At 68.3% G+C, this 19,453-nt stretch carries 15 protein-coding genes; 1 reads left to right on the top strand and 14 read right to left on the bottom strand.

From position 1 onward, the window contains the following. The first annotated feature begins 189 nt into the window (after nucleotides 1-189). On the top strand, nucleotides 190-1,284 hold the full coding sequence (locus C1930_RS11785) for a DUF5694 domain-containing protein (RefSeq protein WP_108771824.1): 1,095 nt from the start codon (nucleotides 190-192) through the stop codon (nucleotides 1,282-1,284). A gap of 98 nt (nucleotides 1,285-1,382) precedes the next feature. Here the strand turns inward: C1930_RS11785 and C1930_RS11790 are convergent, their stop codons facing one another. The 14 genes from C1930_RS11790 to phaE form a co-directional block, all read right to left on the bottom strand. Then, complete coding sequence (locus C1930_RS11790) at nucleotides 1,383-1,604, bottom strand: hypothetical protein (RefSeq protein ID WP_108756452.1); 222 nt, start codon at nucleotides 1,602-1,604, stop codon at nucleotides 1,383-1,385. A gap of 68 nt (nucleotides 1,605-1,672) precedes the next feature. Then, nucleotides 1,673-3,085 (bottom strand): efflux transporter outer membrane subunit, encoded by a 1,413-nt coding sequence (locus C1930_RS11795; protein ID WP_108771825.1) that lies wholly within the window; start codon nucleotides 3,083-3,085, stop codon nucleotides 1,673-1,675. Then, a complete protein-coding gene (locus tag C1930_RS11800; protein ID WP_108756454.1) occupies nucleotides 3,072-4,235 on the bottom strand; it encodes an efflux RND transporter periplasmic adaptor subunit in 1,164 nt (387 codons plus the stop codon). Before C1930_RS11800 ends, C1930_RS11795 begins: the two co-directional genes overlap by 14 nt. Beyond that, nucleotides 4,228-7,446, bottom strand: coding sequence for an efflux RND transporter permease subunit (locus C1930_RS11805; RefSeq protein WP_108771826.1), 3,219 nt, complete (start codon nucleotides 7,444-7,446; stop codon nucleotides 4,228-4,230). Before C1930_RS11805 ends, C1930_RS11800 begins: the two co-directional genes overlap by 8 nt. A gap of 598 nt (nucleotides 7,447-8,044) precedes the next feature. Further along, nucleotides 8,045-9,424, bottom strand: coding sequence for an ATP-binding protein (locus C1930_RS11820; protein ID WP_108756455.1), 1,380 nt, complete (start codon nucleotides 9,422-9,424; stop codon nucleotides 8,045-8,047). After that, complete coding sequence (locus C1930_RS11825) at nucleotides 9,402-10,085, bottom strand: response regulator transcription factor (protein WP_108753371.1); 684 nt, start codon at nucleotides 10,083-10,085, stop codon at nucleotides 9,402-9,404. The genes C1930_RS11820 and C1930_RS11825 overlap by 23 nt, the downstream gene beginning before the upstream one ends. Nucleotides 10,086-10,180: 95 nt before the next feature. Beyond that, entirely contained in the window at nucleotides 10,181-12,364 is a 2,184-nt protein-coding gene (locus tag C1930_RS11830) for a PAS domain S-box protein (RefSeq protein ID WP_108771827.1), read from the bottom strand. 207 nt (nucleotides 12,365-12,571) lie between these two features. Continuing rightward, nucleotides 12,572-14,971 carry a Tex family protein gene (locus C1930_RS11835; protein ID WP_108771828.1) on the bottom strand — a complete coding sequence of 800 codons (2,400 nt, stop codon included), beginning with the start codon at nucleotides 14,969-14,971 and terminating at the stop codon, nucleotides 12,572-12,574. Nucleotides 14,972-15,173: 202 nt separating this feature from the next. Beyond that, nucleotides 15,174-15,389, bottom strand: a complete 216-nt coding sequence (locus C1930_RS11840) for a hypothetical protein (RefSeq protein ID WP_006374014.1) — start codon at nucleotides 15,387-15,389, stop codon at nucleotides 15,174-15,176. A gap of 748 nt (nucleotides 15,390-16,137) precedes the next feature. Further along, a complete protein-coding gene (locus C1930_RS11845; RefSeq protein ID WP_108756458.1) occupies nucleotides 16,138-16,593 on the bottom strand; it encodes a hypothetical protein in 456 nt (151 codons plus the stop codon). Continuing rightward, complete coding sequence (locus C1930_RS11850; protein WP_108749910.1) at nucleotides 16,590-16,793, bottom strand: PspC domain-containing protein; 204 nt, start codon at nucleotides 16,791-16,793, stop codon at nucleotides 16,590-16,592. The genes C1930_RS11845 and C1930_RS11850 overlap by 4 nt, the downstream gene beginning before the upstream one ends. A 66-nt stretch (nucleotides 16,794-16,859) precedes the next feature. After that, nucleotides 16,860-17,228: a YfeK family protein gene (locus tag C1930_RS11855; RefSeq protein ID WP_108756459.1), complete on the bottom strand. Its 369-nt coding sequence runs from the start codon at nucleotides 17,226-17,228 to the stop codon at nucleotides 16,860-16,862. 45 nt (nucleotides 17,229-17,273) lie between these two features. Beyond that, nucleotides 17,274-18,341, bottom strand: a complete 1,068-nt coding sequence (gene phaC, locus C1930_RS11860; protein ID WP_108771829.1) for a class III poly(R)-hydroxyalkanoic acid synthase subunit PhaC — start codon at nucleotides 18,339-18,341, stop codon at nucleotides 17,274-17,276. Beyond that, nucleotides 18,338-19,432 carry a class III poly(R)-hydroxyalkanoic acid synthase subunit PhaE gene (gene phaE, locus C1930_RS11865; protein WP_108771830.1) on the bottom strand — a complete coding sequence of 365 codons (1,095 nt, stop codon included), beginning with the start codon at nucleotides 19,430-19,432 and terminating at the stop codon, nucleotides 18,338-18,340. Before phaE ends, phaC begins: the two co-directional genes overlap by 4 nt. Between the last annotated feature and the right edge of the window lie 21 nt (nucleotides 19,433-19,453).

Consider the following 19,453-nt stretch of genomic DNA (forward strand, 5'->3'; position numbering starts at 1 on the left):
CTTGCTCGACTGTCCTGGAAAAAGCAGTCGAGCAAGCTCGACTCTACAACGGCAGTGTCGCGCACACCGCTTGAACCTGCGATGCATGCCAGGGCCAGAAGGTTTACATGACCTTCGGGAGATATGCATGCCGGCACGCACTGGCAGGCTGTGCGCTTCCACGGAAGCCACCTCATGCAAGGAAACTACATGCTGCGACCACTGCGTTGTCTTGCCCTGTTGTCACTGTGCGGTGCCAGTGCCCTGGCCGCTGCCGACGACGGGCGCTATCGCCCCTCGTTCCACCCCGATCAATTGAAGGGTCCGCCCGCCGGCCGGGTAAACGAAGTGCTGGTGCTGGGCAGCCCGCATCTGTCCGGCCTGCCGGAGGCGTTCAAGCCTGCGCAGCTGGAGCCGCTGCTGGGGCGCCTGCAGGCCTGGCAGCCCACTGCCATCGCGGTTGAGAACGTGTCCGGCCTGCAGTGCGATTTCATGCGCCGCAATCCCACCCGCTACGCCGACAGCGTCAAGAGCTACTGCGTTGACACGGCCCCGGCGCAAGCCGCCACCGGCATGGATGTGCCCACCGCCAATGCCGAGATGGAACGCCTGCTGGCGACCTGGCCGAAGGCGCCGACGCCAGCACAGCGGCGCTACCTGGCGGCCGTGTTCCTGGCCGCAGGCGAGCGCGGTTCGGCCATCGTGCAGTGGCTGCGCCTGCCCACCGCCGAGCGACGCGCGGGCGACAGCCTGACCGCGGAACTGGTCGAATTCCTGGACGCCCGTGCGGCGCGCAAGGACGAAGTCAGTCTGGTCGCCGCCGAACTGGCCGCACGCCTGGGCCTGGAGCGACTGTGGTCGGTGGACGACCATACCGCCGATGCCCCTACCCCGCAGGCACTGCAGAAGGACTACGCCAAGGCGATCCGCGCGGCATGGAACACCACCGCCGGGGCAACACGGCGGGCGACCTACGACCGCCTGTACGCCGATGTCGCAGCGCCTGACGGGCTGATGGCGATCTACCGCAACGACAATGATCCGGCTACCGCCAGGCTGGTCTATGACAGCGACTTCGGCGCCACGCTGGTCGAACCGTCGCCGCAGGGTTTCGGCCGCAATTACCTGGGCTACTGGGAAACCCGCAACCTGCGCATGGTTGCCAACATCCGCGACGTACTGGGCCAGTACCCCGGCACGCGCATGCTGGCCATCGTCGGTGCGTCACACAAGTGGTACTACGAGGCCTACCTGGACCAGATGCACGACGTGCAGCTGGTTGATACCGCGCCGCTGCTGCGCTGAGGGCCGCGTAACCGTGGCGTCGAGCGTGCTCGACGTCGCGCTCCGTAGAGTCGAGCTTGCTCGACTGCTTTTCCCGAAACAGTCGAGCAAGCTCGACTCTACGGACCCCTGCGCCGGGCCAGCATCGCACTGACCGCCACGATGCACCCCAACGTGACCAGCAGCGCGCTCACCACGCCCCACTGCAGCACCGGCACCAGCGCCTGTGCCTGCGGATCGATGCGCAGCTGTTCCAGCCGCAGCCAACCGGCCAGCGCCAGCACCCAGCCAATGAAAGCCGGCGCGTAGGCGCCAATGGTGTTACCGATCCAAGCATTCATGCCGTACTCCCGTGAGAACTGCGATGGCGGCATTGTTCCGCCCCGCCCTCTCACAGGCTGAGACACCCTCAGTCGCGCGCGTCTGCCGCCACCGACCAGCCCCCGCCCAGGGCGGCCATCAGGGCGGCGCTTGCCTGCAGCTGGCGACTCTGGATGTCCTGCAGCCCCAGTTGCGCCTGCCGCGCGTCGGTCTGCGCGGTCACCACGTCCAGATAGCTCACCGCGCCACCGGCGTAGCGGTCACGGGCGATCTGCTCGGTACGGCGCGCGGCCTGCACGGCTTCTTCCTCATGGCCGCGCTGGTCGGCCAGGCCGTGCAACTGCACCAGCTGGTCCTCCACCTCACGGATTGCCGCCAGCACCGTGGCCCGGTACTGCGCCGAGGCCACATCGAATTCGGCATAGGCTTCGGCCTTGGCGGCCTTGCGCCGGCCGCCGTCGAACACCGGCAATGCCGCCAGCGGTCCCAGCGCCCAGTAGCGGTTGCCGGCATCCAGCAGCGCGCTGCTGCCCGAGGTCTGGCCACCGAACAGGCCGGTCAGGCTCAACTGCGGGAACCATGCGGCGCGTGCCACGCCGATGCCGGCGTTCGCGGCGAACACCCGGCGCTCGGCAGCGGCAATGTCTGGGCGCTGCTGCAGCAGGGCGCTGGGCAGATCGGTGGGCACCTGCGGCAGGGTCGGCGCCTGTGCCATCACCCCCACGCTGAAGCCACTTGCCGGCGCCCCCACCAGCTCGGCCAGCGCGTGCCGCAGCATGGCCTGGTGCACCTGCAGCGCATCCAGATCGGCCTGCGCGCTGGCCAGCTGATGGCGGGCGCGTGCCACATCCAGCTCCGAGGCGATCTCGCCCTGCAAGCGGTCCTGGGTCAGGCGCAGCGCCTGCTGGTAGTCGTCGATGCTGTCGCGCAGGATGGCCTGCTGCGCCTCGGTGTTGCGCAGCTGCAGGTAGGTGGCGGTCAACTGCTGGGACAGGCTGAGCCGTGCCGCGGCCAGGTCATCGGCACTGGCCTGGGCCCGCGCATGCCCGGCCGCCGCCGCGTTGCGCAGCCGGCCCCACAGATCCAGATCGAAGGACAGCGAGAACGTGGCCGCATTGCTGTCATACACCGCTGGCTGGGTGGCACTGCGCAGCGGCTTGTCGTCCGACTGCCGCTCGCGCATCGGGCCGGTACTGAAGCCGACCTGGGGCGCGCGTGCCGAGGCGGTCTCGCCTGCGGCAGCACGCGCGGCGTCGTAGTGCGCCACGGCCAGCGCCAGGTTCGGGTTGGCCTGGCGCAACTGCACCTGCAGCTGGTCCAGCACGGGGTCGTTGAATGCCCGCCACCAGTCCTGCGCCAGTGTCGGCTGCGGCGACCCGCCGGTCGGCTGCTCATACGCCACCGGCACCTGGACCGCAGGCACCTGGTAGGTTGGCGCCAGCGAACACCCGGCCAGCAGCAGCGCCAGCGATGCGGCGACGCCGGTCTCAACCGCGCGCATGGGCAGGCTCCTTTGCCGCGGCCACCACGCGCACGTGATCGCCCTCGCGCAACGCATCGGGTGGGTTCGGAATCAGCCGCTCGCCGGCCTTCAGGCCGTGGTCGATGCGCAGCGTGCTGCCCAGGTCGCTGGCGATATGGATGTCACGCAGATGCACCACGTCGTGCGCATCCAGCACCGCTACCTGGGTGCCCTTGGCGCGGAAGATCAGCACGTCGGCCGGTACGCTTACGCCGTCGGCGCCGCCCTGCAGTGGCAGGGTCACCTCGGCGTAGCTGCCGGGCAGCAGGGCACCGTCGGCGTTGTCCACTACGAACTGCGCCAGCAGCGTGCCCGAGCTGCGGTCGATCGCGCTGGAATCACCCTGCAACGTGGCGGTGAAATGGCGGCCGGCCAGACCCGGTACCTGCAGCGTGGCCTGCAGTCCCGGCTGGATGCTGGCCGCACTGTTCTGCGGCACCGGCACCATCAGCCGCAGGCGGCGGGTATCGGCAATGTTGAACAGTTCGCGGCCACTGTCATCGGCGCGGATCAGCTGGCCCACGTCGGTCAGGCGTGCGGTAACGGTGCCGTCGAAGGGCGCGCGCAGCGTGCGGTAGCGCCCCAGTTCCTGCAGCCGCGCATAGTCGGCCTGCGCCGCTTCCACGCTGGCCTGCGCGGCCACGGCATTGGCCTGCTTCTCATCGGCTTCCTGGCGCGATACCGAGTGGCTGCCCAGCATGCCCTGCCAGCGCTCGGCACTGACCTTGGCCAACGCTGCATCCGCCTGCGCCTGCAGCAGGTGCGCATGCGCCTGGGCAATCTGCTGGTCCAGTTCCGGGCTGTCGATCACCGCCAGCACCTGGCCGGCCTTCACCGACTGGCCGATATCGGCGTTCCAGGATTTCAGGTAGCCGCCCACGCGCGCATGGATCGGCGCCTCGGTCCAGGCCCCCAGGTGCGCCGGCAAGGTCAGCGTGCCCGCTTCGCCCTGCGCACCGGCGGTGACCACCTGCACGGCCGGCACGGCCTGCTGCTCGGTCCATTCGCCCACCGCATGGGCCTGCTGCGCGCGCAGCGCCAGGCCAGCGGCCACGACCGCCACGGCAATGGCAGCCCCCAGGATCAGACGGCGGCGCAGCGGCGCCTGCGGCAAGGAAGCATCAGACATGCAGGGGCTCTCCGGCGGGGGCGGTTTCGGACTTGCGGGAATGGGCCAGGGCGAACACCACCGGCACGAACAACAGGGTGGCGCAGGTCGCCAGCAGCAGGCCGCCGATCACCGCGCGGCCCAGCGGCGCGTTCTGTTCGGTGGACAGTGCGGTCGGCAACATGCCCAGGATCATCGCCAGCGCGGTCATGCAGACCGGGCGGAAACGGGTGAAGCCGGCTTCCAGCGCGGCCTTGGCAGCATCGCCATGCTCGGCCAGGCGCTCGCGGCAGAAGCTGACCACCAGGATGGAGTTGGCCGTGGCCACGCCCATGCACAGGATGGCTCCGGTCAATGCCGGCACCGACAGCGTGGTGTGGGTCAGGAACAGCATCCACACCACCCCGGCCAGGCCAGCGGGCAAAGCGGTGATGATCACGAACGGATCGGTCCAGGACTGGAAGTTGATGACGATCAGCAGGTAGATCAGCACGATCGCGGCCAGCAGGCCGTAGCCCAGGCCAGTGAAGGCCACATGCAGCGCATCGATCTGGCCATGCAGGCCGACCTGGGTACCGCGCGGGCGCTGGCCGGCCATGCCATCGATCACGTGCTGCACGTCGGCCGCCACGGCACCCAGATCGCGGCCCTGCACGCTGGCGTACAGATCCAGCGTGGGCTGCACGTTGTAGTGGCTGACCACCGCCGAGCTGGAACCGCGCTGGATCTGCGCCAGGCCGCCCAGTACCTGCGGCGTGCCACTGCTGCCGGTCACCGGCAGTGCCTGCAGCGCCGCCAGGCTGTCCATGCGGTACTGCGGGGTGGCGGCCACCACGCTGTAGGAGATGCCGTTCTTCGGGCTGAGCCAGAACGTGGGCGCCACCTGCCCGCTACCGGCCAGCGAGGCCACCATGCTGTTGGTCACATCGCGTTCGGTGATGCCCAACCCGTTGGCACGCAGACGATCCACGTCCACCTGCAGGGTCGGGTAGCCATCGGGCTGCTGCAGGCGCAGGTCCACCAGCCCCGGCACATGCCGCAGGCGGCGCTGCAGTTCCTGCGCATAGGCGCGGTTGCCGGCGGCATCGGGCCCGGCAATGCGTACATCCAGCGGCGCGGGCGAACCGAAGTTCAGGATCTGGCTGCTGGTGTCGGCCGGCAGGAAGGCGAAGCTGGTGCCGGGGAAGGCCGACGGCAGTACTTCGCGCAGGCGCTTTTCATACGCGACGGCATCGCCGTGGCCCGGCTTCAGCGAGACCTGGATGTCACCGTCCTGCGGCCCGATGGTGCCGCTGGCACTGTAGGCCATGTTGATACCGGTCATCGGCAGGCCCAGGTTGTCGACGATGGCGTCGATCTCGTGCGGCGGCACCACCTGCCGGATGCGCGCTTCGATGCGGTCGAAGGCCGCTGCGGTTTCCTCGATGCGCGTGCCCAGCGGCAGCCGCACGTGCAGCGACAATGCACTGGCTTCGGTGGCCGGGAAGAAGTCCTGGCCCAGGGTGGGCAGCAGCGCGAAGGACACCAGCACGCAGGCCATGAAGCCGACCAGGAAGCGTCGGCGGTTGGCCAGGGCCAGCCCCAGCAGCGCGTGATAGCGGTCGCGCACCAATGAGAAACCGCCCTCGAAGCGCTGCTGCCAGCGCACCAGCATCGCGGCCAGACGTGCGCGGCGATGCTGCGGGTGGTCGCCCTCATGGTGGTTCAGGAAGGCATCTTCGGGGTGGTGACCCACGCCCCCTTCCACCCGGTGCGGCTTCAGCAGGTACAGCGCCATGGTCGGTACCAGAGTGCGCGACAGCACGAACGAACTGGCCATGGCGAAAATCACCGCCAGCGCCATCGGCCGGAACAGATAGCCGGCAATGCCGTCCAGCAGGAACATCGGCACGAATACGATGCAGATGCACAGCAGCGACACGAACGCCGGGCCGACGATCTGTGCGGCGCCGTCCAGGATCGCCTCGCGCACGCCCTTGCCCTGCTCCAGGTGCCAGTTGACGTTTTCGATGGTGACCGTCGCATCGTCCACCAGGATGCCCACCGCCAGCGCCAGGCCACCCAGGGTCATCACGTTCAGTGTCTGCCCCGCCGCCGACAGCAGCGCGATGGCCGACAGCACCGCCAGCGGAATGGACGCCGCGATGATCACGGTCGAGCGCCAGCTGCCCAGGAACACCAGGATCATCACGCTGGTCAGCAGCGCGGCAATGATGCCCTCGCGGGCCACGCTGCCGATCGATTCGCGCACGAAAGTGGACGCATCGCCCAGCAGCGAGATCTTCAGCGACGGCGGCAGGGTCTCGCTGATCTGCGGCAGCATGTCGCGGATGCGGCTGACCAGGGTGAGCGTGGATGCATCGCCGTTCTTCAGGGCGGCCATCAACACCGAATGGCCGCCGTTCACCCGCACGATGTTGGTCTGCGGCGGTGAGCCGTCGCGCACGTGCGCCACCTGGCCGATGGTCACCACTGCACCGTTCACCGTGCGGATCGGCAGATCATTCAGCGCCTGGATGTCACTGGGGCTGTTGTTGAGCAGCACGGTGAACTCATTGCTGCCCAGCTTGGCCGTACCCACCGGGGTGATCTGGTTCTGCGCTGCCAGCGCGTTGCCCACGTCCTGCGCCGACAGGCCCTTGGCAGCCAGCGCCTGCGGGTCCAGGTCCAGGGTGATCTGCCGCTGCTTGCCGCCGTAGGGCGCGGGAATGGCCAGGCCGGCAATGGAGGTGAGCGGGGGGCGCACGCTGTTCTGCGCCAGGTCGCGGATCTGCGATTCACCCAGCGTGGGGCTGGAGAACGCCATCTGCAGCACCGGCACGGTGGAGGCGCTGTAGTTGAGGATCAGCGGCGGAGTCATGCCGGCCGGCATCTGCTTGACGATGGTCTGCGAGATGGCGGTGATCTGCGCGTTGGCCGTGCGGATATCCACGCCGGGCTGGAAGAACACCTTGACCACGCCCATGCCGGCCAGCGACTGCGATTCGATGTGCTCGATGTCGTTGACGGTGGTGCTGAGCGCGCGCTCGTAGGGCGAGATCACGCGGCCGGCCATCGCATCGGGCGACAGGCCGGTGTACTGCCAGACCACGGCCACGACCGGAATGCCGATGTCGGGAAACACATCGGTGGGCGTGCGCAGCGCGCTGAGCGGGCCGACGATGCAGATGAAAATGGCCATCACCACGAAGGTGTAAGGCTTGTTGAGCGCGGTCCTGACCAAGCCGAGCATGCAGCTCTCCAGCAGTGCCACTGCCCACCGCGGGCAGCGCAGGCCGTGAAGTATCCGCGCTGGCGCCTAAAACAAGGCTGTGCCGCGCATGAAACATATTTCATGAAAGGGGTGTTCGGCAGGGCTGCGCCCTGCACCCGCTCAATGCAACGGCAACGGCGACGGCAAAAGCTGTGTATCCGTGGGATGGCGGGGCGGTGTCGGATTGCGGGGACGCCGCAAGTACGTCCTTGTAGGCTTGGCAGCCGCATCCATGCGGCTGACACCCCGCAATCCGACACCGCCCCACCTCTGACAGATTCCAGCGATCTGGTAGATCGACGCCATGCGTGGATGAATCTCAATCGGAATCGAAGATTTCGAATTGAATTCGAAAAGCATCCACGCATGGCGTGGATCTACTGGCCACCGGACAACTGTCGAAGGCGGGGTGGGTCCGGTTGCGGGGGCGTGAGCGCCATGGATGGCGCGACCGAGGCTACATGGACGTACTTGCGCCGTCCCCCGCAACCGGACCCACCCCGCCATCCCACGGATGCCCGGCTTTTGCCGTTGCGTTGAGCGGGTGCAGGGCTGCAAGCCCTGCATAAACACCCCCCTACAACACCTGCGGCCGGCACAGCAGGCTGAAGCTGGCGCCGCCCAGTGGCGACTGCCCTACCCCCAGCCTGAAACCGTGCAGGCCGGCGATGGCCGCCACGATCGACAGCCCCAGACCGAAGCCGCCGCCCTGGCTGGCCTCGCTACGATGGAAACGCTGGAACACCAGCTCACGCTCGGCCTCGGCAATGCCCGGCCCGGAATCTTCCACCACAATGCGCGTCGCCCCGGCTTCCGCACGCGCCGACAACTGCACGCGCCCGCCTTCGGGCGCAAACCGGATCGCGTTGTCCAGCAGGTTGCCGATGGCTTCGAACAACAGCCCGCGATCACCCACCACACTGGGCAGCTCCGGCGCCACTTCCAGCCGCAGCCACTGCCCCTTTTCCTCGGCCAATGGCGCGTAGAACGCATGGATTTCCTGCAGCAGCGCTTCCGGCGCCAGCTCCACGAAACCGGAGCGCCGCTGGTGGTCCTCCAGTTCGGAAATGCGCAGCAGCGCGCGGAAGCGCGCCATCAACGTATCGGTTTCATCCAGCACCTGGTCCAGCGCCACGGCCTGCGCATCACCCTCGCCCAGCTGCTGTCGCAGCCGATACAACTGCGCGCGCATGCGGGTCAGTGGCGTGCGCAGGTCATGCGCAATGTTGTCGCAGACGCCTTTCACCTCGGTCATCAGCTGCTCGATGCGGTCCAGCATGGCGTTGACGATGGCCGCCAGCATGTCCAGTTCGTCACGGCGATCGGCCACCGGCAGGCGTTGCCCCAGGTCACCGGCAACGATGCGCGCGGTGGCCTGCTCGATCGCCTGGATGCGCCGCAGCGGGCGCCGCCGCAGCAGCTGCCAGCCCAGCAGGCCCGGCAGCAGGGTCAGCGATACCCCCCACAGCAGCGCGTCCAGGATCAGGTGGTTCACTTCGTTCAAGGGCCCGCTGTAGCGCACCAGCACCAGCACGCGGTCATCGCGGGTGGGCATGGCCAGGCCGAAGCCGCGCTTGCCCACCGCCGTTGGATCGGACAAGGGCAATCCGCTGACCCGGTGCACCTGGCCATCGAGCGGCAGCTGCGCCGGCAGCGCCTTCAACGGGCCGGCCAAGGGCGTGCCCGCCGCGGTGAAGACACCATAGGCATCGATGCCGTGCACGTCGTACCGGCGGTTCTCGCGCAGCGCCTCGCACAGCGCATCGCCGGTGAAGTGTTCGAACAGATGCGCACGCTGCAGCAGCGCCGACTGCGCCAGGTCATCCAGGTAATGCGACACCCGCCAGTACAGGACACCCAGCAGCACGCTGCACCACGCCACGAACAGCAGGCTGTACAGGCCCAGCAGGCGGCTGCTGGATGAGCGCCAGCCGTCAGACAGCTTCGCTGAGGACATAACCCGAACCCCGCACGGTGCGGATCATGGAAGGGCCGCCGGGCAGGTCGAGCTTGCGCCGCAGCCGGCCGATGTGGACGTCGATCAGGTTCGTGCCCGGGTCGAAGTGGTAGCCCCACACTTCCTCGAACAGCATCATGCGGGTCAGCACCTGGCCGGCATTGCGCATCAGGTATTCCAGCAGCTTGAACTCGGTCGGCAGCAGGCTCAGGGTGCGGCCACCGCGCTGTGCGGTGCGCGCCAGCAGGTCCAGCTGCAGGTCGCCCACGCGCAGCGCGGTATCGTTGCCGGCCGGTTGCTGGCGGCGGCGCAGCAGCACCTCCACTCGCGCGGCCATTTCATCGGAGGCAAACGGCTTGGTCAGGTAGTCATCGCCACCGGCACGCAGGCCGCGCACACGCTCGTCGACATCCGACAGCGCACTGAGCATCAGCACCGGGGTGTTCACGCCGATGCGGCGCAGGGTGGTCACGATCGCCAGGCCGTCCAGCCCCGGCAGCATGCGGTCCAGGGTGATGGCGTCGTACTCGCCGCTGGCCGCGCGCACCAGGCCTTCGCGCCCGTCGGCCACCCAGTCCACCTGCAGGCCATGGCTGCCCAGCTCCGCCACGATTTCCTGGGCAGTGATGGCATCGTCCTCGATGGTCAGTACGCGCGACATGGGGCCCTGGGGTGCTCAGACCCGCCCATGCTCGCCAAATCGGCCGGGGCGGGCAAATGAAACATCCTTCATGCGGGCCGTCGGTACGGGCCGGTTCAGCCGCCGTCGCCGTCTTCGGGCGGCAGGTCGGCGGTCAGGCCCTGCACCTGCACGTTGTTGCGGCCCAGGGCCTTGGCCCGGTAGCACTGCGCGTCGGCGGCGGCCACCGCCTGGTCCACGCCCATGCCCGGCGCCAGCGGCGCAATGCCGATGCTGGCACCGATGCGCAGCACCGCCTTGTCCCACGGAATGGCCAGCGCGGCCAGGGTGTTCAGCAGTTCGCCGGCAATGCGTGCAGCGCGCCGCGGGCCGCAGCCGGACAGGATCACCGCGAATTCGTCGCCGCCCAGCCGGGCCACGACGTCCGAATCGCGCACGCCATGGCGCAGCACGCTGGCCACCGCCCACAGCACCGCATCGCCGGCCAGATGGCCCCAGGTATCGTTCACCGGCTTGAAGCGGTCCAGGTCGATGTACATCAGCGACGCAGCCTGGCCGGTGCGCTCGACATGGGTAATCGCCTGCTGCAGGTGCACCTCGAAGCCACGACGGTTGCTCAGTTCGGTCAGCGGGTCCATCTCGGCCAGGTGCCGGGCCTCGCGCTGGCGGGCACGCTGCTGGGTGTCATCGCGCAGCACCCATACTGCCCCGCGCACATGCCCTTCGTCGTCGCGCAGCCAGGCGCGGGTCAGGTCCACCGGCACGGTGGCCGTGCCCAGGCGCAGCAGCAGGTCGGCATGCAGATCCACCGCATTGCTGTCCGGGTCCAGCAGCACCGCCACGTCCAGCACCGAGTTCGGCGCGTATTCGGTGGTCAGCGCCAGCACGTCCTTCACATTGTGCCCGGCCAGGGTCAACGCGCCATCACCGGACAGCATGCGCACCGCGGCGGCATTGGCGTATTCGATGCGCCCCTGCAGGGTCACGCTCAGCACCAGGTCGGCCACCGCATCCAGGGTGATGCGACTGCGCTGCTCGCTTTCGAACAGGCGCTGTTCGCTGCTGCGCTGGCCGGTGATGTCCTGGATCTGCGACACGAAATGCAGCGGCTCGCCGCGTTCGTTGCGCACCAGCGAAACGGAAAGACGCGCCCAGATGGTGTTGCCATCGCGGTCCAGGTAGCGCTTTTCCAGGTGGTAGTGGTTGCGCCGGCCACTCAACAGGTCCTGCACCAGCTGCAGGTCGGCCTGCAGGTCGGCCGGGTGGGTCAGGCGCTGGAAGTCGACCTGCAGCAGTTCTTCGCGCGGGTAGCCCAGGATGCGGCACAGCGCATCGTTCACATCCAGCCAGCGCCCTTCCAGCGACACCAGGGCCATGCCCAGCGCCGCGGAGGTGAAAGCACCGGCGAACTTGTCCGCCGCCAGTCGCGCTTCGGCACGCGCCTGCAGGATCTCGGTGATGTCGATGGCCATGCCGACATAACCGATGCGCTCGCCGTCGGCGCCGTCCATGCGGCTGATCGACAGGCGCACCTGGCGGCGCTGGCCGTCCTTGCGCAGGAAGGTCCACTGCCGCGAAAAGGTCTGGCCCTGCGCCTGCGCGGTCAACGCCTGGAAGACCGACGGTGGGTGGCCATCGGCGTCGGCCAGCGGGGCCAGGTAGGCACGCATTTCGTCCGGCTCATGGAACACGCCGGGGTTGAGCTTGCCGACCACCTCACTGGCGGCATAGCCCAGCAGGCGTTCGGCGCCGGTGTTGAACAGGGTGATCAGCCCCTCGGTATCGGTGGCGATCACCGCCACTTCGTCGGACGCATCGACCACCGCCTGCAGCCGGTGGCGCATGTCGGCAGCGTCCTGGCGCGCCATCTGCAGTTCGGTCACGTCGGCATGCGCGCCGGCCATCCACAGCGGGCGCCCCTGCCCGTCCCATTCGTACACGCGGCCACGGTCGTGGATCCAGATCCACTGGCCGTTCTTGTGGCGCATGCGCAGCAGGCAGCGGTAATGGTCGCTGTGGCCCTGGAAGTGCGCCTCCAGCGCCGCGTCGGAATGGGCCAGGTCGTCGGGGTGCACCAGCGCGATGAAGGTTTCCTGGCAGATCGGCTCCAGCTCGTCCAGGCGGTAGCCGACGATCTCGGCCCAGCGCGCGTTCACCCGCATCTGCCCGGTCTGCACGTTCCATTCCCAGGTGCCGGCGGCGGTCCCTTCAATGATCATCGCCAGACGGCGGCGCTCTTCGGACAGCTCCTGCAGGCGTCGCTCCAGCAGCGCATTGGCGTCATGGCCGTGCCCGGTCATCGGCGCCCCCGCGCGGAACGGCGGGCGCACGCATTCCGCAGCCCGGCGCTGCAGCCTGCGGTCGCGTTGGCGGGTCGTGCTGGCGTCATGGCCCTCCCCGGCACCCTGCAGGGCGGCCCGCGGCCCCCCCATGGGCGCCAGTGTGCGCACGCCGGGGAAGGCCGACAAGTCCCCCCGCCACGGTGCTCGTGGCCGGGGGCGGTTGGCTCAGCTGCGCTTGGCCCGGGCGAAGGCCTCGGCCAAGGCATTGTTGGCCGGCGGGGCCGAGGTGGCGGGACGCGCCGCGCCCTGCCCCTGGCCACGGTTGGGGCCGCGGTTGGGGCCGCGGTTTGCGCCGCCATCGCGCCGCGCCGGCCCGCCCTGGCCGCGCTCATCACGCGCACCGGGGCGGCTGGTGGCCTGGCCCGGGGCATCGTCCAGGCGCCGGGTCAGGGCGATGCGCTTGCGCGCCACGTCCACCTCCAGCACCTTCACCTTCACGATGTCGCCGGCCTTGACCACCTCGCGCGGGTCCTTCACGAAGGTGTCCGACAGCGCGGAAATGTGGACCAGGCCGTCCTGGTGCACGCCGATATCGACGAACGCGCCGAAGGCGGCCACGTTGCTGACCACGCCTTCCAGCACCATGCCTTCGCGCAGGTCCTTGATGTCCTCCACGCCCTCGGCAAAGCGCGCCGCCTTGAACTCGGGGCGCGGGTCGCGGCCCGGCTTTTCCAGCTCTTTCAGGATGTCACGCACGGTCGGCACGCCGAAGGTGGCGTCGGTGAACTGTTCCGGCTTGAGCCCACGCAGGAAGCTGCCATCACCGATCAGCGCCTTGATCGGGCGCGCGGTGCTGGCCACGATGCGCTCGACCAGCGGGTAGGCTTCCGGGTGCACGGCCGAGGCATCCAGCGGCTGGTCGCCATCGGCAATGCGCAGGAAGCCGGCGCACTGTTCGAAGGTCTTTTCACCCAGCCGCGCGACCTTCAGCAAATCCTTGCGACGCTTGAACGGGCCGTTGTCATCGCGGTGGCGCACGATGTTCTCGGCCACCGTGGACGACAGCCCCGACACGCGCGACAGCAGCGCCGCCGAGGCGGTGTTCACGTACACGCCCACTGCGTTCACGCAGTCCTCCACGCGGGCATCCAGCGCGCGCGCCAGGCGGTACTGGTCCACGTCGTGCTGGTACTGGCCCACACCAATGGCCTTGGGCTCGATCTTCACCAGTTCGGCCAGCGGATCCTGCAGGCGGCGGGCAATGGACACCGCGCCACGCAGCGACACGTCCAGGCCCGGGAACTCCTTGGCGGCGAATTCCGAGGCCGAATACACCGACGCACCGGCCTCGCTGACCACCACCTTCTGCAGCTTCGGGTTGCCGATGGCCTTGATCGCCTCGCCGGCCAGTTTGTCGGTCTCGCGGCTGGCGGTGCCGTTGCCGATCGCGATCAGTTCAACGTTGTGCTTGGCGCACAGCTGCTTGATCGTCTGCAGCGACTGATCCCACTGCCGGCGCGGCTCGTGCGGGTAGATGGTTTCGGTGGCCAGCAGCTTGCCGGTGGCATCGACCACGGCGATCTTGCAGCCGGTGCGGATACCCGGGTCCAACCCCAGCACCGTCTTCGGCCCGGCCGGCGCGGCCAGCAGCAGATCCTTCAGGTTGTCACCGAACACCGCGATTGCTTCGGCCTCGGCCTTTTCGCGGGCCTGGTTGAACAGGTCCAGCAACAGGTGGGTATGCAGCTTGGCCCGCCAGGTCAGGCGGCAGGCGTCCAGCAGCCAGCGGTCGGCCGCCCGGCCCTGGTCGGCAATACCGGCCTTGCGTGCCACCCGCCCTTCGGCGTACTGGTGGCCGGCCTCGGCATCACTGCCCGGGTCCAGCTCCAGGAACAGGATTTCCTCGCGGCGGGCACGGAACAGCGCCAGCAGCCGATGCGACGGAATCTTCGCCAGCGCTTCGGCATGTTCGAAATAGTCGCGGTACTTGGCGCCCTCGTTTTCCTTGCCCTCGGCCACGCGCGCGCGGATCACGCCGGTATCGCCCAGCCAGGTGCGCAGTTCGCCCACCAGCGCAGCATCCTCGCCCCAGCGCTCCATCAGGATCGCGCGTGCGCCTTCCAGCGCGGCCTTGGCATCGGCCACGCCCTTGTCGCTGTCGACGAAGGTGGCGGCGAAGGCCTGCGGGTCCTGGCTGGGGTCGCCCAGCAGGCCATCGGCCAGCGGCTCCAGCCCCGCTTCGCGTGCAATCTGCGCGCGGGTGCGGCGCTTGGGCTTGTAGGGCAGGTACAGATCTTCCAGCCGGCTCTTGGTATCGGCGGCCAGGATGTCGTTGCGCAGCGCATCGCTCAGCTTGCCCTGCTCTTCGATGCTGGCCAGCACTGCGGCACGGCGGTCTTCCAGCTCACGCAGATAGGTCAGGCGCACTTCCAGGTTGCGCAGCTGGGTATCGTCCAGGCCACCGGTCACTTCCTTGCGGTAGCGGGCGATGAAGGGGACGCTGGCGCCCTCGTCGAGCAGGCCGACGGCGGCACGCACCTGGGCGGACTGGGCACCGATCTCGACGGCGATGGTCTGGGCGATCTGCTGGGCGAGCGCGCTCTGGGCGTTCTTGGCGTCGTGCATTGCTTCCGGTCTGTGCCGCTTTACGGGAAAGACCCATTCTGGCCATGCCCGGCGCGGGCATACAAGCGTTGACAGCGGCGGGGTTCAGGCGGCAGCGCCGGGTGGGGACGCCGGCATCCTGGCAGAAGGGGCCGTGCTGGCCCGGCTGGGATGCCGGCGCGGGTGCGCGCGCGTGGGCGCACCCTGCCGCGTGTAGCGAAGGTCAGCGGTAATGGCGGGCCGCACGCTGCATGACGATCTCGTCACGCATGCTTTCCAGTGCCATCAGGCGGACCTTGCCGACACCCTGCAGTTCCATGAACCGCTCTGTGTAGAACTCCGGCCCCAGCGCGGTGTCGGCGCGGGATTTGCTGAAGCCGTAGGGCACCACGCCCTTCTCGCCGTCCTTGCTACCACCGACATAAAGAACAATCGCCATGTGATGTCTTCCTCCAAATTGCTACTACGTACTGCACACGATGAGCGGTACTTGTGGGCTCATCGGGGTAGAGCTTACCGCGACCAAGCTGACTGGAACGTCACGAAGGCTAATGACGATCGGTTGCATGCAGATGACGACCCGATCACAGCAGAACGCTTACGGATCTTTAACTTTCAACTAACAAACGAGGGTTTCCAGCCAACGGCGCAGCCCCTCGTGGGTGGCAGGTGGGTGGGTCGACCCAGGGAAAAATCGTCGTGCTGGGCGGTCGGGTCGGGTTCGCGGGGGACGCCGTAAACCCGTCCATGGGGGCTTGGCCGCGGCATCCATGCCGCGGACACCCCCGCGAACCCGACCCGACCGCCCTCTGACAGATGGCTGCTGCGTCCGCCACCCACGGAAAAGAAAAAGAAGATCAAGAGCAGAGCAACCGGTCCGGCGGCTCTTTGCTTCCTGTAGAGCCGAAGGGTGCCGGTCAGGACGACCGGCATAGCCATGCTCGGCTGCGAGCAAGCGCAGCGCGCGACCCGCTTCTGCTTTTCTTTTTCTTTTCCGTGGCTGGCCGCCGCAGGAACGTGTCCGTGGCCGGGCAGGTGGGTTGCGCAGGGGCGTGAGCCGCATGGATGCGGCGACCGAGCTTACATGGACGTACTTGCAGCGTCCCCTGCGCAACCCACCTGCCCGGCCAACCCTGTGAATCAGATGCAGCGCCCCAGCCACGAGGGGCTGCGCCGTTGGCTGGAACCTACGGCCACCAGCCGTGCCCGAACCGGGCGTAGTGATCGGCCGCGCGCTCGAACGGATTACGCGCGCTCACGCCCCCGCACAGCAGATACACCGGCAGGTACAGCGGCCCCAGCACCAGATACTGGTACACGTGCGCCCGTTCATGGTCATCCAGCCGGATCAGCGGCTCCACGCCCCACCCCGCCTGGTGCGCATAGGTGCGGCAGCACATGCCCAGATCGTGGCCGGTGTGCAGGATCACATTGCCCAGGGTGATCGCCCCGCCCGGGCCCCACGGCCAGCGGTCGAACACCAGCGCGCAGTCGCGGCCGCTCCAGCGCGGCCTGGCGCCACCCAGCAGGCCCGCCAGCCCGGCCAGCAGGCCGATCAACGAATTGGGCAAGGTCCACAGCGCGCCCAGCACCTGCACGGCGCGCAGCCACAACGGCACCGGTCGGGACGCGGCCGCGTTCAATCGGCCTCGTTGGGAATCAGCAGCCACAGGATCAGATAGACCAGGATGCCGGGGAACGCGGCCGACGCCAGCGACACCAGCACATAGACCACCCGCAGCAGCGTCGGGCTCCAGCCGAAACGGTGGGCGATGCCGCCCATCACGCCGGCGATCATGCGGTCGTTCAGTGAACGCGACAGCGTTTTCGGCGTGGTGTTCATGGTGGCACCTCCTGGGTCACGGGCGAAAAGCAGTCGAGCAAGCTCGACTCTACACCCGGGCCATGTCTACGGCGTGCGTTGGCGCAGGGCCTGCAGGCGGGCGCCGAACCAGGCCGCTGCGGTCTGCTCCGGCTGGCCCGGGCAGCGGATCCGGTACGGCTTGCCGCTCATGCTGCTCTGGCTGGCAGCCCGTTCAATGAACTGTTCCGGGGTATCGACCAGCTTCTTCTTCAACAGGTAGTCGTACTTGCGCTGCAGGTGCGCGCGGGCGGCGGCGGCGTCATGCCAGCTGCCGTTGCGCTGGAACTGGCAGGTCGAACCGTCCAGGCTGCCGATCAGCTGGGCGATCTCACGCTGGGCCTGGGGATCGGGGGCGGCATGGGCCAGCGGGGCGGCCAGCACTGCAGCGAGGATCAGAAGGGTTCGTCGGGACATCGTGGTTTCCGGGTCGTGGCCAAGGGCAGTCGAGCAAGCTCGACTCTACCGGTCGCGGGCGTTCAGCCAGCCGTCGATGGTAGCCGGGACTTCGCGCTGGGCGCGGCCGGAGACGTAGATGCCGATGTGGCCGCCGCGGAAACTGGACTCGGTGTAGTCCTGCGTGCCCAGGCGCCCGCGCATGGCGCGCGAGGCATCCGGCGGCACCAGGTGATCCTGCTCGGCATAGATGTTCAGCACCGGCAGGGTCACTTGCGACAGATCCACCGCCTCTTCGCCGATGCGCACGGTGCCGTTCACCAGCCCGTTGCCCTGGTAGAACTGCTTGATGAAGTCACGGAATGCCTCACCGGCCAGATCCGGCGAGTCGAAGATCCATTTCTCCATGCGCAGGAAATCTTCCAGCGCCGCCTTGTCATCCAGGATGTCGAGCAGGCCCACGTATTTCTGCACGTTCAAGCGGAACGGCTTGAGCATCAGGTAGCTGGCGTTCATCAGGTCGGCCGGGATGTTGCCCAGCGTATCGACCAGCAGGTCCACGTCCACCTGCCGGGCCCAGTGCGACAGCATGTTGTCGGCGGTATGAAAATCGACCGGGGTGACCATGGTGATCAGGCTGGCCAGCTTCTGCCGGCGCAGTGCGGCGTAGCAGAGCGCGAACACGCCGCCCTGGCAGATGCCCAGCATGTCCACCGGCTCGCCGCTGCGCGCGCGCAGCGCATCCACGGCGCCGTCGATATAGCGCAGCAGGTAGTCTTCCAGCGTCTGGAAACGTTCGGAGCGGTCCGGGTAGCCCCAGTCCAGCACATACACATCCTGGCCCAGTGCCAGCAGCTTCTGCACCAGCGAGCGGTCGGCCTGCAGGTCGACCATGTACGGCCGGTTCACCAGCGCGTAGACGATCAGCAGGGGCCGGCGCCGGGTGGGCGCGTGTTCGCCCACGAAGCGGTACAGCACCACCTTGCCATCGCGCCAGACTTCCTCGCGGGCGGTGGCGCCGTAGTCCACGTCCTCCACCTGCGGCAGCAGCTTCAACCCTTGCATCAGCTTGCGCTGCATGGCCAGGGTTTCCTGCATCAGATCGTCGGCATTGAAGCCCAGCGGACCTTTCATCGCCCACGCACCTTCGGCGTCGCACGCGCGGTGGTCTTCTTGGCAGGTGCCTTTTTGGCCGGTGCCTTCCTTGCAGGTGCCTTCTTTGCCGCCGCCTTCTTCATCGGCGCCGCCTTCTTCGCAGCCTTGCGCGGCGCCGGCTTCACCTTGGCCGCCGCCGGCTGTGCCACCGGGTCCACGGCTTCAGTTCCGGCCAGCACCGCCACCTGCGCCTGCAGGCGGCGCAGGCTGCGCTCCAGCTCGGCAATGCGCCGGTGCGCGGTATCCATCTCACTCCGCGTCGGCAGGCCGATGCGTTCACTCATCTGTTCCACCTCGCGTTGCAGGCCTGCGCGCAGGCGCATCTGCGCATTGCCCAGCGAGGCGTACACCTGCTGGAACGGCTCGGACAGGGCGACCTTGGCATAGGCCTCTTCGGCCACTTCAATCCACAGGTCGAACATCGCCCGCGCACTGGTCAGCTGGCTGCCGGGCTGTTCGTGCTCGGCCAGGCGTTGCTCGAATAGGGTGAAGGCTTCTTCCAGCGCCTGCTTGATCTGTTCCACGTAGGCGCGCGAGTGCTGCTGGTATTCCTCCTGCGCGCGCAGCAGCGACTGCCAGCGCGCCTGGTGCTCGCGGCCCGGGCCGAAGGCCGGGCTTTGCAGCCATGGGCCGGCCTGCAGCTGCCACTGCTGCAGCCAGGCGGCGAATTCGGGCACCGCCGCTCCGGCCTGGGTGCTGCCGCGCGCGCCCTGCAGCATCCACTGCAGCATGCCCTCGCCCTGTCCGTTCACCGCCTCGCGCCAGGCCTGGGCCACATCGGCACTGCTGGCGTCGCGGCCGGCAAAGCGCGCGGCCACTTCCTGCATGGTGCCGTACCAGCTGCCGGCCTGTTCGCGGAAGCGGCGCAGCGCGTCTTCCGGCGCACCCTGCCCCTGTTCGGGCAACAGCTGCCCCCACCAGTCGAACAGGCGCTGCCAGCTGGCCGGGTCATCGCCGGCCGGTGCCCCCGGTGCGCCGGCGTGGCGCAGGGCATCGCCCCAGGCGCCGAAGTACTGCCGGGCCAGGGCTTCGAAATCGCTGCTGCCGGCGTCGTGGGCCGAGCTGGTCATCGTGCGCCTCCGCGGGGCTGC

The sequence above is a fragment of the Stenotrophomonas sp. SAU14A_NAIMI4_8 genome (genome assembly GCF_003086695.1).
Taxonomy (GTDB): domain Bacteria; phylum Pseudomonadota; class Gammaproteobacteria; order Xanthomonadales; family Xanthomonadaceae; genus Stenotrophomonas.